At 61.7% G+C, this 15,358-nt stretch carries 13 protein-coding genes; 9 read left to right on the top strand and 4 right to left on the bottom strand.

Features of this window, described 5'->3' with window-relative positions; translation table 11 throughout:
* Positions 1–5: 5 nt before the first annotated feature.
* The 3 genes from nirB to J3P73_RS10565 are packed head-to-tail and all read left to right on the top strand — an operon-like array spanning position 6 to position 5,454.
* Positions 6–2,456, top strand: a complete 2,451-nt coding sequence (nirB, locus tag J3P73_RS10575) for a nitrite reductase large subunit NirB (protein ID WP_207579931.1) — start codon at positions 6–8, stop codon at positions 2,454–2,456.
* A 4-nt stretch (positions 2,457–2,460) separates the two neighbouring features.
* Positions 2,461–2,796 carry a nitrite reductase small subunit NirD gene (nirD, locus tag J3P73_RS10570; RefSeq protein WP_130686327.1) on the top strand — a complete coding sequence of 112 codons (336 nt, stop codon included), beginning with the start codon at positions 2,461–2,463 and terminating at the stop codon, positions 2,794–2,796.
* A complete protein-coding gene (locus J3P73_RS10565; RefSeq protein WP_207579930.1) occupies positions 2,797–5,454 on the top strand; it encodes a nitrate reductase in 2,658 nt (885 codons plus the stop codon). It abuts the gene before it with no gap.
* 40 nt (positions 5,455–5,494) lie between these two features.
* Here J3P73_RS10565 and J3P73_RS10560 read toward each other — a convergent pair whose 3' ends face one another.
* Both J3P73_RS10560 and J3P73_RS10555 read right to left on the bottom strand, forming a co-directional pair.
* Positions 5,495–6,172, bottom strand: coding sequence for an HAD family hydrolase (locus J3P73_RS10560; protein ID WP_207579929.1), 678 nt, complete (start codon positions 6,170–6,172; stop codon positions 5,495–5,497).
* Between the two features lie 120 nt (positions 6,173–6,292).
* Entirely contained in the window at positions 6,293–6,610 is a 318-nt protein-coding gene (locus J3P73_RS10555; RefSeq protein ID WP_024320617.1) for a hypothetical protein, read from the bottom strand.
* A 210-nt stretch (positions 6,611–6,820) separates the two neighbouring features.
* On the opposite strand from J3P73_RS10555, the gene J3P73_RS10550 reads away from it, so the two are divergent.
* The 5 genes from J3P73_RS10550 to J3P73_RS10530 all read left to right on the top strand — a co-directional run bounded on the left by J3P73_RS10550 (position 6,821) and on the right by J3P73_RS10530 (position 12,498).
* Positions 6,821–7,147 (top strand): hypothetical protein, encoded by a 327-nt coding sequence (locus J3P73_RS10550; RefSeq protein WP_207579928.1) that lies wholly within the window; start codon positions 6,821–6,823, stop codon positions 7,145–7,147.
* 261 nt (positions 7,148–7,408) lie between these two features.
* Positions 7,409–8,860 carry a cryptochrome/photolyase family protein gene (locus tag J3P73_RS10545; protein WP_207579927.1) on the top strand — a complete coding sequence of 484 codons (1,452 nt, stop codon included), beginning with the start codon at positions 7,409–7,411 and terminating at the stop codon, positions 8,858–8,860.
* On the top strand, positions 8,857–10,191 hold the full coding sequence (locus J3P73_RS10540) for an NAD(P)/FAD-dependent oxidoreductase (RefSeq protein WP_207579926.1): 1,335 nt from the start codon (positions 8,857–8,859) through the stop codon (positions 10,189–10,191). Before J3P73_RS10545 ends, J3P73_RS10540 begins: the two co-directional genes overlap by 4 nt.
* Positions 10,188–11,039: a DUF1365 domain-containing protein gene (locus J3P73_RS10535; protein WP_207579925.1), complete on the top strand. Its 852-nt coding sequence runs from the start codon at positions 10,188–10,190 to the stop codon at positions 11,037–11,039. Before J3P73_RS10540 ends, J3P73_RS10535 begins: the two co-directional genes overlap by 4 nt.
* A 199-nt stretch (positions 11,040–11,238) precedes the next feature.
* Positions 11,239–12,498 (top strand): SAM-dependent methyltransferase, encoded by a 1,260-nt coding sequence (locus J3P73_RS10530; RefSeq protein ID WP_018481258.1) that lies wholly within the window; start codon positions 11,239–11,241, stop codon positions 12,496–12,498.
* Here the strand turns inward: J3P73_RS10530 and J3P73_RS10525 are convergent, their stop codons facing one another.
* Both J3P73_RS10525 and J3P73_RS10520 read right to left on the bottom strand, forming a co-directional pair.
* Entirely contained in the window at positions 12,499–13,332 is an 834-nt protein-coding gene (locus J3P73_RS10525) for an SDR family NAD(P)-dependent oxidoreductase (RefSeq protein WP_075223947.1), read from the bottom strand.
* Between the two features lie 98 nt (positions 13,333–13,430).
* Positions 13,431–14,090 carry a ChrR family anti-sigma-E factor gene (locus J3P73_RS10520; RefSeq protein ID WP_174826896.1) on the bottom strand — a complete coding sequence of 220 codons (660 nt, stop codon included), beginning with the start codon at positions 14,088–14,090 and terminating at the stop codon, positions 13,431–13,433.
* A 225-nt stretch (positions 14,091–14,315) separates the two neighbouring features.
* Between J3P73_RS10520 and J3P73_RS10515 the strand changes: the two genes are divergently transcribed.
* The gene (locus tag J3P73_RS10515) at positions 14,316–15,353 is read left to right on the top strand and encodes a cysteine synthase A (protein WP_207579924.1); all 1,038 of its coding nucleotides are present in this window, start codon (positions 14,316–14,318) and stop codon (positions 15,351–15,353) included.
* The last annotated feature ends 5 nt before the right edge of the window (positions 15,354–15,358 follow it).

Raw genomic sequence — 15,358 nt, 5'->3', positions numbered from 1 at the left:
GAAATATGACCGAAAAACTTGTCATCATCGGCAATGGCATGGCGCCCGGGCGCATGCTGGAGCACCTCTTCGAACAGGCGCCGGGTCGCTATGAAGTTACGATCTTCAACGCCGAGCCGCGCGTCAATTACGACCGCATCATGCTGTCGCCGGTTCTCTCCGGGGAAAAGGACTACGAACAGATCATCATTCACGGCGACGGCTGGTACATCAAGCACGGCATCATGCTCTATAAGGGCCACAAGATCGTCAACATCGATCGCGTCGCCAAGACCGTCACCTCCGACCACGGCGTCACCGAAAGCTACGACAAGCTGGTGATCGCAACCGGGTCCGTGCCCTTCATCATCCCCGTTCCCGGCAAGGATCTGCCCGGCGTCATCACCTATCGCGATCTCGACGACGTGCAGGCGATGTTGCTTGCCGCCCAGTCGCGCGAAAAGGCTGTCGTCATCGGCGGCGGCCTGCTTGGCCTGGAAGCGGCGGCCGGCCTCGCCCAGCGCGGCATGGACGTCACCCTGCTGCACGTCATGCCGACGCTGATGGAACGCCAGCTCGACCCGGCCGCCGGCTATCTGCTGCAGAAGGCAGTCGAGGAACGCGGCATCAAGGTCATCTGCAAGGCCAATACCAAGGCGATCGTTGGCAACGGCAAGGTCGAGGGCATCGAGCTCGACGACGGCCGCATCATCCCGGCAACGCTGGTCGTCATGGCCGTCGGCATTCGTCCGAGTGTGGGGTTGGCGAAGGATGCCGGCATTGCGGTCAATCGCGGCATCGTCGTCGATGCCGGCATGCAGACCTCGGATGGCAATATTCTCGCGCTCGGCGAATGCGCCGAAGTGGGCGGCATGGTCTATGGCCTCGTTGCGCCGCTCTATGAAATGGCCCGTATCGCCGCCTCGCATCTCTCCGGCGATCGCTCGCCGGCTTTCGTTCATGCGGATACGCCGACCAAGCTCAAGGTCACCGGCATCGAGCTTTATTCACTCGGCGACTTCGCCGATGGCGACGACCGCGAGGAGATCGTGCTGCGCGATGCCAGCGCTGGCGTCTACAAGCGCCTGGTGCTGAAGGACAATAAGATCATCGGCACCGTGCTTTACGGCGAAACCGCCGATGGCGCCTGGTTCAATGACCTGAAAAAGAAGGCGACCGATATTTCCGAGATGCGCGAGACGCTGATCTTCGGACAGGCCTATCAGGGAGGGTCGCCGCTGGACCCTATGGCGGCCGTTGCAGCCTTGCCGGATGACGCGGAGATTTGTGGCTGCAACGGCGTATGTAAAGGCAAGATCACTTCGACGATTTCAGGCAAAGGGCTGACGTCGCTCGACGACGTACGCGCCCACACGAAGGCATCCGCCTCGTGCGGTTCCTGCACCGGCCTCGTCGAACAACTCATGGCGTTGACGCTCGGCGACAGCTACAATCCGACTGCGGTCCAGCCGATGTGCACCTGCACAGAACTCGGCCATGACGATGTTCGCCGGCTGATCAAGGCCAAGGGTCTGAAGAGCATCCCCGCCGTCATGCAGGAGCTCGAGTGGAAGACCTCCTGCGGCTGCGCCAAATGTCGGCCGGCGCTCAACTATTACCTCGTCTGCAACTGGCCGGACGAATATGCTGATGACTACCAGTCGCGGTTCATCAATGAGCGCGTGCATGCCAACATCCAGAAGGACGGCACCTACTCCGTCGTTCCGCGCATGTGGGGCGGTGTCACCAATTCGAACGAGTTGCGCGCCATCGCCGATGTCGTCGACAAGTTCGAAATCCCGATGGTGAAGGTCACCGGCGGCCAGCGCATCGACTTGCTCGGCATCGAGAAGGAAGACCTGCCCGCCGTCTGGGCCGATCTCGGCAAGGCCGGCTTCGTCTCCGGCCAGGCTTATGCCAAGGGTCTGCGCACCGTGAAGACCTGTGTCGGCTCGGACTGGTGTCGCTTCGGCACGCAGGATTCCACCGGCCTCGGCATCCGGATCGAAAGGTTCATGTGGGGCTCCTGGACGCCGGCCAAGTTGAAGATGGCCGTCTCCGGCTGCCCGCGCAACTGCGCGGAAGCAACCTGCAAGGACATCGGCGTGATCTGCGTGGATTCCGGCTTCGAGATCCATTTCGCCGGTGCGGCCGGTCTCGACATCAAGGGCACGGAGGTCCTTGGTCTTGTCCGGACCGAGGACGAGGCGCTGGAGTATATCGTGGCCCTGACGCAGATGTACCGCGAACAGGCCCGTTATCTCGAGCGCATCTACAAATGGGCCAAACGCATCGGTCTGGATGAAATTCGCCGCCAGATCATGGGCGATGCCGAAAAGCGCAAAGCCTATTACGACCGCTTCGTCTTCTCCCAGAAATTTGCCCAGGTCGATCCCTGGTCGGAGCGTGTTTCCGGCAAGGACAAGCATGAGTTCAAGCCGATGGCGACGATCGGCTATCCGCAGGCTGCAGAATAAGGAGATGGACATGAACTGGATCGCAATCGGTGACATCTCCGACATCCCGCTGCGCGGCGCGCGCTGCGTGAAGACGCCGCAAGGCAAGATCGCCGTCTTCCGCACGGCCGAAAACGAGGTCTTCGCCATTGAGGATCACTGCCCGCATAAGGGCGGCCCGCTCTCCCAGGGCATCGTCCACTCCAAGTCAGTCACCTGCCCGCTGCACAACTGGGTGATCTCGCTGGAGACGGGCAAGGCGCTCGGCGCCGACGAAGGCGAGGTCCGGACGATACAGGTGCTGAACGAAGACGGCAGGCTGTTCATCGCTCTGGAAAGCCTGATGATGGCGGCGGAATAGATGGCGGCTGAGGTCAAGACCACCTGTCCCTATTGCGGTGTCGGCTGCGGCGTTATCGCCACGGTCGACGAAGCAGGCGCAGTCAGCGTCAAAGGAGATCCCGAGCATCCGTCGAATTTCGGCCGGCTCTGCTCGAAGGGTTCAGCCCTTGCCGAAACCATCGATCTCGATGGCCGGCTTCTCCATCCCGAAATCGAAGGCGAACGGAGCGGCTGGGACGAGGCGCTTGATCTGGTCGCCCGTCGTTTTTCTGAAACGATCGCCGAACACGGGCCTGACGCCGTTGCCTTCTACGTCTCGGGCCAGTTGCTGACCGAGGATTACTATGTCGCCAACAAGCTGATGAAGGGCTTCATCGGCTCCGGCAATATCGACACCAATTCAAGGCTTTGCATGTCCTCTTCCGTGGCGGGGCATCGCCGCGCCTTCGGCGCCGATACGGTGCCGGGGACCTATGAGGATATCGAACTTGCGGATCTGGTGATCCTGACCGGCTCCAACCTTGCCTGGTGTCATCCCGTCATCTATCAGCGGCTTGCCGCCGCAAAGACGGCGCGGCCAAACATGCGGATCGTCGTCATCGATCCGCGCCGGACGATGACCTGCGATATCGCCGACCTGCATCTCGCCATCCGCCCGGATGGTGACGTCGCGCTGTTCATGGGACTGCTTGCCCACCTCGCGACCAGTCCGGCAATCGACCAGAATTATATCGGCGCCCATACCGAAGGTTTCGGCGACGCTTTTGCGGCCGCCGCCGCGCTTGATATCAACGATCTCCTGGAACGGACCGGCCTGCCGGCCATGCAGATCAGGGAGTTTTTCCGGCTGTTCGAGACGACGCCGAAGGTCGTGACCTGCTACAGCCAGGGCGTCAACCAATCCTCCTCCGGCACCGACAAGGTCAATGCCATCCTCAACTGCCACCTGGCGACCGGTCGCATCGGCCGCCCCGGCATGGGACCGTTTTCGCTGACCGGCCAGCCGAACGCCATGGGCGGGCGCGAGGTCGGCGGTCTCGCCAATATGCTTGCCGCCCATATGGCGATCGAAAATGCCGAAGACCGGGACCGCGTGCAACGCTTCTGGGACTCGCCCGTCATCGCCGTAAAGCCCGGCCTGAAGGCGGTCGACATGTTCCAGGCCGTGGCCGACGGGCGCATCAAGGCGCTGTGGATCATGGCGACCAATCCCGTCGTCTCGATGCCGGATGCCGACAGCGTCGAAAGCGCGATCGCCGCCTGTCCCTTCGTCGTCGTATCGGACATCCTCAAAGAAACGGATACGACCCGGCACGCAAATGTGCTTCTACCCTCGCTCGGCTGGGGCGAGAAGGATGGCACCGTCACCAATTCCGAACGGCGCATTTCAAGACAGCGGCCGTTTCTCGACGTCCCGGGCGATGCAAGGGCCGACTGGTGGCAGCTTGCCGAGGTCGGACGCCGCATGGGATTTGCCGCCGCCTTCGATTTTGATGCGCCGGCCGCAATCTTCGACGAGCACGCGGCGCTTTCCGCCTTCGAAAATAACGGCAGCCGCGACTTCGATATCGGCGCGCGCGCCGGCATGAGCGGCGGCGCCTATGACGAACTATCACCCTTCCAGTGGCCGCAGGCTGCAGGGACAGAACCGAGCATCACCCGTTTCTTCGCCGAGGGTGGTTTCTTCCATCCCGATGGCAAAGCGCGCTTCATCGCGGTCAAACCGCCCGCAACCGATCGCACCAATGCCGAGTTCCCCTTCACGCTGAATACCGGGCGCATCCGCGACCAATGGCACACGATGACGCGAACAGGAAAGAGCGCGCGGCTTTCCGCCCATATCGCCGAACCCTTTGCCGAGATCCATCCGCGCGACGCGATCGAGACCGGTATAGCAAGCGCAGGCCTCGTCGAAATCGACAGCCCGCACGGCAAGGCAATCGTGCGGGCGCTGGTCACCGATCGCCAGGCGCGCGGCGGCATCTTTGCGCCGATGCACTGGAACGACCAGTTCGCTGCAAGAGCGCGGATCGACGCCGTCGTCGCGCCGATAACGGACCCCATTTCCGGCCAGCCGGCATCGAAGAACGTTGCCGTCGCCGTCCGTCCCTTTCGCGCCACCCATTACGGTTTCGCCGTCTCCGCCACAAAACCCGCTACGCCTGACGCCGCCTATTGGGCACTGGCGAAAGCCGCCGGCGGCTGGCGGCTGGAGCTTGCCTTCGGCGACAACGTCGAAGACTGGACGGCCTGGTGCCGGGCGGTTTTCGCCATTCCGGCCGAGATCGAACCGCTCGGTTATGCCGACCGGCAATCCGGCGACCTCAGGCTTGCCTTCTTCGACGGCGAAGTCCTGCTTGCGGCGCTGTTTCTGGCACGCGAGCCCGTCGCCGTCGCGCGCAACTGGGCGATCTCGCAGCTCTCAGCCTCGCATGGCGATCTCAGGAAACGCTTTGCGCTCGTTGCGGGTCGTCCCGGCGCCGGCAGGCCGGATCCGGGCGCAACCGTCTGCTCCTGCTTCAGTGTCGGGGTCAACCAGATCGCTGCGGCCGTGCGCGGCGGATGCCACAGCGTCGAGGCGGTCGGCAAGGAAACCAGCGCTGGAACCAATTGCGGCTCCTGCCGCAGCGAAATCGGCAGCATCATCGATCGCTGTCTTGCCGCAGCCGCGGAGTGAACCGCGCGCAAAAGGCAAGCAGGATGCAGGCGGAGCACTGTCAGGCCGCGTTCGGGACGATAACCATTCTATGGTCGGCAGAGATGCGGACCGAGATCTCGTTATAAGATGAGAGGGTCGGGTGCGGCGTCTCCATCTTGTCGTGATGTGTTGCCGTGATGACCATGACATCGGCACCCGCCGCCTCGCCGGCGGTAATGCCGGCTGCGACATCCTCGAACACCAGGCAATCCTGCGTGCTGACGCCGAGGCGCTCGGCGCCGAGAATATAACATTGCGGGTCGGGTTTTCCGACCTTCACGTCCTCCGCCGTCACCATGAATTTCGGAACCGGTAGGCCTGCCGCCTCCAGCCGTCGGTGAGCAAGGCGCAACGGCGAGGAGGTGACGATCGCCCAGCGATCCGGGGGCAGTGAACTCAGAAAGGTCGCCGCGCCGGGAATGGCCACGACGTCGCTGACATCGGCGATTTCGGCCTCGGTCACCAGCTTCGATTCATGTTCGGGATCGACTCCCGGCAGGTTCAGCCGGGTGATCGTGTCAATGCCGCGCGATCCATGCATCTTCGGCAAAAAGGCGGCGACATCGAGCCCATGACGCCTTGCCCAGTCGCTCCACACACGCTCGGCCGCGCGGATCGAATTGAGGATGGTGCCGTCCATATCGAACAGGAAGGCGGCATAGGACTTCTCGAAGCCGTGGGGCATCGGCATAGACAAAAGGCTGGATCCTTCAGGGAAAGAGTCGGACGGTGGACGCTATCGCGCGATGAAACGGCAAATCGTTGCGTTTTGCAAGCTTCCGGAAGATGGCGGTGACCGCCTTCAAACTGCCTTCGCCTAGAAAGCCGCAGTGCCGGAGGTGACGATCAAATCGCAGGAAAGCCGGAGGCCGATCAGGTCATGGCAGAGGTCATCGGCGCCATCGGCGAGTTCCAATGCGGCCGGAGCATCGGCGCGCAGGTAGGCCTGCGTAGTCGGATCGACGCGCATCGGAGCGGCGGTCCATAACGAGGGACGGCTGACGTCGAGCGCCGAAATACCAGCCTTCTCGCCGCCCACGGCAGACGACGCGATCGCCATGCCGCTTGCCGTCAAGGCGAGCACAAGCGCTATCTGGAGACTGAGATCGGCGGCTTCGCGAAAAGAAACGAACATAGCGGCCTCATGCCACGGTTTTTTAGTATCTCCGCATGCAGGTAGGGCATGCGTCGGCGCCGATCCAGCGACATCGCCCGTTAAGGTTTACGCATAACCATGCCGTACAGGCCGCGCGTGAATGCAGGTTTTCTGCAAATTTCGGAACAATGATTCCATCAGGCAGTTACCCCAAGGTCATCCAAGATGAAAATCAAAGGAGGATATCCTATGACTAAATCCCTCATCGCCGCTTCGCTGCTTGCCGTCGGCATGGCCTCGTCGGCCTTTGCCCAATCGAACCCGGATCCGATCGGGCCAACGAACGGCGGTTCGACCGACCCGAGTTCCGGCACCTATTCGTCCGATTACACCAATAGTGACAACGGCATTCATCCGGTAACGGTGTCACCGGTCGATCCGACGACCACCCAAAGCATCGGCCAGCCGAGGACGATTGAATGCCCTGGCATGCCGCAACAGATGTCCGGCGTCGACACCCGCAGTGGCCAGAGCGGCGCATCCATCAGCGAAGCCTGCCGCGAGTACGACAACTAAAGCGCGTCGCGATCTTTCAGATTCGCTTGTCGCGCTTTAGGTCTTTGTTTTTACGCATGTCGTTGTCGCAAAACCGCTGCACACTTTTGCGCGACATGCTTTAAGCGACACACTCCCGCACTCAGAAAAAGGCCGGTTCACGCCGGCCTTTTTCATGTCGCCGACAGCCGTGAAAACTTTATCCACCAGATGAAACTTTTGATCCGGGCGGTCCGTACATCCGTAGCGGGTTGAAAAGAACACAAGCGGGGAACGGCTTCATTGGCAAAGGACGCGGCACCACCTGTTATCCTCTGGTTTCGCAAGGACCTGCGACTTGACGACAACCACGCTCTTGACGCCGCCCACCGCTCCGGACGGCCGATTATCCCGCTTTATATTAGAGAACCGGAGGCAGCAGGCACCGGTCCGCTGGGTGCTGCACAGGCCTGGTGGCTGCATCATTCACTGGAAGCGCTCAACAGGTCGCTGCACAAGCGGCAGGGACGGCTGGTGCTGGCAAGCGGCGAGGCGCTCGAAGTGCTCTGCGCCTTTATCAGGAAGAGCGGTGCCGAAGCCGTCTTCTGGAACCGCCGCTACGATCCAGCCGGAATCTCCATCGACGCCCGTATCAAGCACGAACTGGAAAAGCAGGCGATCGAGGTGAGAAGCTTCGGCGGCCAGTTGCTGCACGAACCTTCCCGTCTGATGACCGGCAACGGCACGCCCTATCGCGTCTACACGCCGTTCTGGCGCGCACTGGAGGGCGCCGGCGAACCGGAGCCACCGCTGGACGCGCCGGCGAAGCTGCGGCTGGCATCGCAACTTCCGAAATCGGAAAGGCTGGAGAGCTGGAAGCTGCTGCCGACGAAGCCGGACTGGGCAAGCGACTTTACCGAGCTCTGGACGCCCGGCGAAGTTGGCGCGCATGAGAAGCTCCGCGCCTTCGTTGAAGACGCGCTCGAGAGCTACAAGGAAAACCGAGACTATCCAGCGAGACCGGCGACGTCGATGCTGTCGCCGCATCTGGCGCTGGGCGAGATATCCCCTGGCCGTATCTGGGATGCGACACGCGGCCTGTCGCAACGGGTGCCGGCGGCCAACATCGTGCATTTCCGCAAGGAGATCGCCTGGCGCGAATTTTCCTATCACCTGCTTTTCCATTTTCCGCGTCTTGCCTCAGCCAACTGGAACGATCGTTTCGACGGCTTCGAATGGCGCAACGGCAGCCGAGATTTCGAGGCGTGGCGCCGCGGCTTGACCGGCTATCCGATCGTCGATGCCGGCATGCGCCAGCTCTGGCGCCATGGTTGGATGCACAATCGCGTGCGCATGATCGTCGCCTCCTTCCTCATCAAGGATCTGATGGTGGACTGGCGCCGAGGCGAAGCCTGGTTCCGGGATACGCTTGTTGATGCCGATCCCGCCAACAATGCCGCAAGCTGGCAATGGGTGGCAGGCTCGGGAGCCGATGCCTCGCCGTTTTTCCGCATCTTCAATCCGGTGCTGCAGGGCGAAAAATTCGATCCCGATGGCGACTATATCAGGACCTACGTGCCGGAGCTTCGAGGGCTCGAGGCAAAATACATCCACCGGCCGTTCGAGGCGCCGAAGAGCATGCTCGACGAGGCTGGCGTCACGCTTGGCCAAACCTATCCGAAACCGATCGTCGATCACGCGAGCGCCCGCAACCGGGCGCTCGCCGCTTACAACGCAACAAGGGATGCCGCATGAACGCGCACTTCCGTCCCGCTCCACGCCGGCTGAGGATCGCCGTCATCGGCTCCGGCATCTCGGGCGCCTCCGCAGCCTGGGCACTAAACCCGGTGCATGACGTTACGCTGTATGAAAGCCAGGCGCGGTCCGGAGGCCATACGGCGACGGTCGACGTGGATTACGACGGAGTTCAAATTTCGGTCGATACCGGCTTCATCGTCTATAACGAGCAGAATTATCCCAATCTGACGGCGATGTTTGCCGAGCTCGGCACCGCGACGCATGCAAGCGACATGAGCTTTTCGCTCTCGCTCGACCGCGGCAGACTGGAATGGAGCGGCGGCGGACTGCCCTCGGTCTTCGCGCAGAAGCGCAACCTGCTGCGGCCGTCTTTCCTGTGGATGATCCGCGAGATCCTCCGCTTCAACCGCACCTGCCTCGAAGATCGGGCAGCCGGTCATCTCTCCTCGCGCTCGATCGGCGATTATCTCGACTGGCGCGGCTTCTCGCCCGGTTTCACCAACAACTATCTCGTGCCGATGGCGGCGGCGATCTGGTCGACACCATCAGCCCGCATGCTGCAATTTCCCGCCGAGCAGTTCGTCAATTTCTTCGACAATCACCGGCTGATCTACCGCCGGCAGCACCAGTGGCGCACAGTGACCGGCGGCAGCCGCACCTATCTCGACCGGCTGCTTCGGCCGCTCGGCGAACGCGTGAAACTTTCCTGCGGCGTGCGCGGCGTGATCCGCTCCGAGCGTGGTGTCACGATCATCGACGAAACGGGCGGCGAACACCCGTTCGACAAGGTGATCTTCGCCTGCCACAGCGATCAGACAGCCCGCTTGCTCGACGATGCCACCGATCGGGAAAGCAGGCTGTTTGCGGCCATTCCCTACCAGCCGAACCGCGTCGTCCTGCATCGCGACCAAACGCTGATGCCGCAGCGGCGCAAGGTTTGGGCCTCATGGAACTATCTGCGTTCCAGCCGTGAAGACGGAAATGCGGACGTCGCCGTGACTTACTGGATGAACCGGCTGCAGGGCATCGACGAAAAATTCCCACTGTTCGTGACCCTCAATCCCGACCGCGAGCCGGACTCCCGTAAGGTGTTTGCCGAATTCACCTATGACCATCCGCAGTTCTCGGCGGAAGCCATGAGCGCGCAACAAGCGCTCACGACCATCCAAGGACAGAATAATTGCCATTTCGCGGGCGCCTGGACAGGGTACGGATTCCACGAAGATGGTCTCGTTTCCGGTCTGGCGGCGGCAGAGGCCTTGGGCGGGATCATACCCTGGCGAACGGCCCGAACCTCCCGACAACCTCAACCGGATGCGGCGGCGTGACAGGGCGCGGCGAAAAACGTGGCATGAACGCGGTGGCCAACGGTGCGCCACCGAATGCTGCGGCGGCGCTCTATGTCGGCGAGATCATGCATCAACGCATGAAGCCGTTCGGCCATCGCTTCCGCTACCGTGTCTTCTCGCTGCTTGTCGATCTCGACAGGCTGGACGAGGCCGGCGGGCTGTCGGTGCTATTTTCCGTCAACAGACGCAATCTCGTCTCGTTTCACGAGAAGGACCATGCCGACATCGGGGACACGTCGCTGCGCGCCTATGCCGACCGGCTGCTCGCCAAGGCAGGGCTCGACCGCCCGGACAGGATCCTGCTCGTCTGCTATCCCCGAATTCTCGGCTATGTCTTCAACCCGCTTTCCGTTTATCACGCCTATGATGCCGGTGGCACGCTCGTCGCGATGATCTACGAAGTGCGCAATACTTTCGGCGAGCGGCACAGCTATATCTGTCCGGTCGGCCATGGCGAGATGTCGGAAAGCGGGCTTCGCCAGAGCTGCGACAAGCTCTTCCATGTCTCGCCCTTCATCGGTATGGCGGCGCATTATCATTTCCGCATGCTGCCGCCCGGCGCCGAAATCCGTTGGCGCATCCTGGAAAACGACAGCGAAGGCCCGCTTCTCTCGGCGACATTTTCCGGACGGCAGGTGCCGTTGACCAGCGCCTCGCTCCTGGGGTTGACGGCGCGCATCCCCTTCCTCACCTTCAAGATCATCGCCTGCATTCACTGGGAAGCGCTGAAATTGTGGCTGAAAGGCGCGCGCTACGTCAGGCGTCCGGCGCCTCCGCCAGAAGTCAGCATCCGGCAACCCCTCCCGCTTGCGGACGCGGCGGAATGACATTACAGCGCCGCGCGTCTTTTCAGACGCGCAAAGGACGCTGTAACGCTTTGAACTGCTGCATAATTTTATCCGCAAATCGGTTCCGATTTACGGAATTATGCAGTAGCCTTCGGTGCAATAGCCGGGGGTCGGTCGAGCGCATCGTCGCGGATGTATAAGCATCTCTAACCGGCAAGAGAATACTGGAGGAGGAGAGATGAGCAAGGCGCAGGACTGGAATCTGCTGGCCCGCGACGCGGTGACGCTGACGGGGGAAAACATATCTCGTCTGGTGAAGGGTCTGCCCTTCAAGGCGAAGTTGGCGTTGCGCGGGCTTCTGCGCATGCAGCACGGCTCGCTTGCCGTTACTCTCCCCGACGGTCGCAAGCTGCTGGTGGAGGGCAAGCAGCCCGGGCCGAAGGCGGCGCTCAGCCTCAACAACTGGAATCTTGCCTATCGGGCGCTGACGAGCGGCACGATCGGGGTCGCCGAAACCTATATGGACGGCGACTGGGACAGCCCCGACATCACCGCCTTCCTCGAACTCTTCCTCGTCAACGGCGAGGCCGCGCACAGCTATGCCAATGGCAAGGGCGGCCTTGGCCGCCTCTTTGAGCGCCTCCGCCATTGGATGAACACCAATACCAAGACGGGCTCGAAGCGCAACATCTCCGCCCATTACGATCTCGGTAACGATTTCTACAAGGAATGGCTCGATCCGAGCATGACCTATTCCTCAGCGCTCTATTCCACGGGCGCCAACGATCTTCAATCGGCCCAGAACGCCAAATACCGGGCGCTCGCCGAGGCAACCGGCATCGGGCCTGGCGATCACGTGCTGGAGATCGGTTGCGGTTGGGGCGGTTTTGCCGAATTTGCCGCAAGTGAGCTGAACTGCAAGGTGACCGGGCTGACGATTAGCCGCGAGCAGCTCGCCTTTGCCCAAGAACGTATCCACAAGGCCGGCCTCGACGACCGCGTGGAATTCCGCTTCCAGGATTACCGCGATGAAGCAGGGCTCTATGACCGGATCGTCTCGATCGAGATGTTCGAAGCGGTCGGCGAGAAATACTGGCCGTCCTATTTCTCCAAACTCAGGCAATGTCTGAAGCCGGGCGGCAAGGCTGGGCTGCAGATCATCACGATCAAAGATGAGTCCTTCGACCAGTATCGCAGCAACCCCGACTTCATCCAGAAATACGTCTTTCCCGGCGGCATGCTGCCGACGCGCAACCATCTGGCCGAACTCGCCGGCAAGGTCGATCTGTCGCTGGTCAAGGATTTCGGCTTCGGGCTCGATTACGCCCGCACGCTTGCCGAATGGCGCGAGCGTTTCTGGTCGGTCTGGGAACGCATCCGCCCGATGGGGTTCGACGAGCGTTTCAAGCGGCTCTGGGAATTCTATCTGTTCTATTGCGAGGCCGGCTTTCGCGCCCGCAACATCGATGTGCGCCAGGTCGTGTTCTCGCGCCGTTGATCATTCGGCCGCATGCGGCGTCACCGGATGGTGACCCGCCAATGACGGCCGCTCCCGCCAGCCGGTCACGCGGTTCACCAGCGTGAAATAAGCGCCATAGGGGAGCAGGCGCGCGAGCTTCAGTATGGTGGTGAAGCGCTTCGGGAACGTGATCTCGAAGGCCTGCGATTTCAACCCGGCGGCAATCTCCCGGGCGGCCTCCTCGACCGATATCAGAGCCGGCATCGGAAAAGCATTCTTCCTCGTCGCCGGCGTATCGACGAAGCCCGGACAGACGAGCTGGATGCGGATGCCCATCTTGTCGAGATCGAATTTCAGGCTTTCCGCCATATTGATCAGCGCCGCCTTGGTGGCGCCATAGGCGGCCCCCGTCGGCAGGCCGCCATAGCCGGTGACGGAGGAAACGATGGCGATCTGTCCCTGCCCTTTCGCCTTCATATGGCGGATCGCCGGCAGCAGGCAGTTGACGACGCCGGAGAGGTTGACGGCAAAGCTCTTCTCGAAATCGGTGCGGTTCAGATCCTCGGCATAAACAGGCAGGTAGACGCCGGCATTGAGGATCGCCATGGCGAGCGTGCCGTGCTCATACTCGATCGAGGCCATGACATGCTCCATGTCCTCGGCATCGGTGACGTCGCCGTCGAGCACAATGATACTGCCCGAAAGGCCATTGGCCTCGGCTTGCAGCTCGACCAGCTTTTCGTGGCTTCTGGCGGTGACGGCGACCTTGTATCCTTCGCCGGCGAGCTTTAACGCAAGCGCCCGGCCGATGCCTGAACTTGCGCCCGAAATCCAGACGATTCCATGTTCGGGATGGGCAATGAAATCACGCATGACATGTTCCTCCGGGCTGCCTGATCAATGCGAAAACAGGTCCGGAAGTTCCTCAACCCCTCCGGATTTACGGCTCTATCACACCATTGTGGCTGCTTTCAGCCGATCAGGTCGCCGATCATCTGACGAAAGGACCCGGTGAGCTTGACCGGTCCGTCCGAGACGGCAAAGGCGATGCACGGCCTGTCCTTTTCGGCAACCGGCCGGTGGTCGACCGTCTCGTCGGCGATGGAGATGTCGCCGGGACCGAAATGGCCGCGTTCATCGTTGAAGGCGCCGTCGAGAATGAGGATCAGTTCCATGCCTTTGTGGGTGTGCGCCGGCAAGGCGCGACCCGGCCGGATCCACATCAGGCTGACCTCGCAGCCGTCCATGTCCAGCGAATATTCCCTGAAGCCCGGCAACCGCTTGCGCCAGGGCACGTTCTCAGCCTCGAAGCCCAAGAGATCGCTCAACGCTTGGGGAAACAGCGCATTCTCCGGCCGCGCGGCCGTCCGTGGCGCCGGGACGGGAGACGCAGAGGAAAAGATCGCCGCAAGCCGCCCGTCGCGATCGGCAATGGCAACTTCGGGCGCGCTTTCCAGAGCTTCGCCGGCCAGCAGCTCGAGGCTGTTCACCAGGCTGCGATTGTCCGGTTTCATTTCCAGATGAGACTGCACCAGCACACGCGCCGGCTCGGGCAAGGAGCCGGCAACATAATGCGCCATCAATGCATCGATCGTGTCGATCTGTTCGTGAACCATGTCGGTTTCGGTCACGCCCTGTTGCCGCGCTGCGTTTTCGCTTTGTCGTCATCCGTACGGGGAAAGTCAATCTTCGGATCACCCTTCACACGGCGGGATTGCGGGCCATGCGTCATTTCGGGGGAGGAAAGCAAATTTTATCGTGTCCGCCAGAGGCGTGGAATAGCATTTCTTGCCAACTCAGCCTTGTGAAGGGAAAAGACCATTCCTAAAGTAAGAGTTCGAATAGAGGCAGATTCCATGACCTTCCACCCCTCCGTCCTCGAAGCCATCGGCAACACGCCCCTGATCAAACTCAAGGGCGCCTCAGAGATGACCGGCTGCACCATTCTCGGCAAGGCGGAGTTCCTGAACCCCGGCCAGTCGGTAAAGGATCGCGCCGCGCTCTACATCACCCGCGACGCAGAGCGGAAGGGATTGCTTCGTCCGGGCGGCGTCATCGTCGAGGGTACGGCCGGCAATACCGGCATCGGGCTGACGCTGGTCGCCAAGGCGCTGGGTTATCGCACCGTCATCGTCATCCCGGAAACGCAGAGCCAGGAAAAGAAAGACGCGCTGAAGCTGCTCGGCGCCGAACTCGTCGAAGTGCCCGCCGTTCCCTACAAGAACCCGAACAACTACGTGAAGGTATCCGGGCGGCTGGCAGAGCAGTTGGCGAAGACCGAGCCGAACGGGGCGATCTGGGCAAACCAGTTCGACAACGTCGCCAACCGTCAGGCGCATGTCGAAACGACGGCAAAAGAAATCTGGAAAGACACCGACGGCAAGGTCGACGGCTTCATCTGCTCCGTCGGCTCCGGCGGCACGCTGGCAGGCGTGGCTGCCGGCCTCAAGGCTTTCAAGGCAGACGTCAAGATCGGCATCGCCGATCCCGACGGCGCCGCACTCTATGAATTCTACCAGAACGGCGCGCTGAAATCCGAGGGATCCTCGATCACCGAGGGCATCGGCCAGGGCCGCATCACCGCCAATCTCGAGGGTTTCACGCCTGACTATGCCTATCGGATCCCGGATGCCGAAGCGCTTCCTTATCTCTTCGACCTCGTCGAGAACGAGGGCCTCTGCCTCGGCGGCTCGACAGCGATCAACATTGCCGGCGCGGTCAATCTCGCCCGGGATCTCGGACCTGGTCACACGGTGGTGACGATCCTCTGCGATTACGGCAACCGCTATCAGTCAAAACTCTTCAACCCGGATTTCCTGACGTCGAAGGGACTGCCGGTTCCGGGCTGGATGGCCAAGTCGCCCGATATCCACGTTCCCTACGAGCCCGTGTGAGACCC

Origin of the sequence: Rhizobium ruizarguesonis (assembly GCF_017357285.1) — a bacterium.
GTDB lineage: Bacteria > Pseudomonadota > Alphaproteobacteria > Rhizobiales > Rhizobiaceae > Rhizobium > Rhizobium ruizarguesonis.
This window is presented reverse-complemented; position numbering and strand designations above follow the sequence as displayed.

Coding starts and splice junctions, on each gene's coding strand:
- nirB (WP_207579931.1), top strand. CDS start 6: ATGACCGAAAAACTTGTCATCATCGGCAATGGCATGGCGCCCGGGCGC.
- nirD (WP_130686327.1), top strand. CDS start 2,461: ATGGACATGAACTGGATCGCAATCGGTGACATCTCCGACATCCCGCTG.
- J3P73_RS10565 (WP_207579930.1), top strand. CDS start 2,797: ATGGCGGCTGAGGTCAAGACCACCTGTCCCTATTGCGGTGTCGGCTGC.
- J3P73_RS10555 (WP_024320617.1), bottom strand. CDS start 6,610: ATGTTCGTTTCTTTTCGCGAAGCCGCCGATCTCAGTCTCCAGATAGCG.
- J3P73_RS10550 (WP_207579928.1), top strand. CDS start 6,821: ATGACTAAATCCCTCATCGCCGCTTCGCTGCTTGCCGTCGGCATGGCC.
- J3P73_RS10540 (WP_207579926.1), top strand. CDS start 8,857: ATGAACGCGCACTTCCGTCCCGCTCCACGCCGGCTGAGGATCGCCGTC.
- J3P73_RS10530 (WP_018481258.1), top strand. CDS start 11,239: ATGAGCAAGGCGCAGGACTGGAATCTGCTGGCCCGCGACGCGGTGACG.
- J3P73_RS10525 (WP_075223947.1), bottom strand. CDS start 13,332: ATGCGTGATTTCATTGCCCATCCCGAACATGGAATCGTCTGGATTTCG.
- J3P73_RS10515 (WP_207579924.1), top strand. CDS start 14,316: ATGACCTTCCACCCCTCCGTCCTCGAAGCCATCGGCAACACGCCCCTG.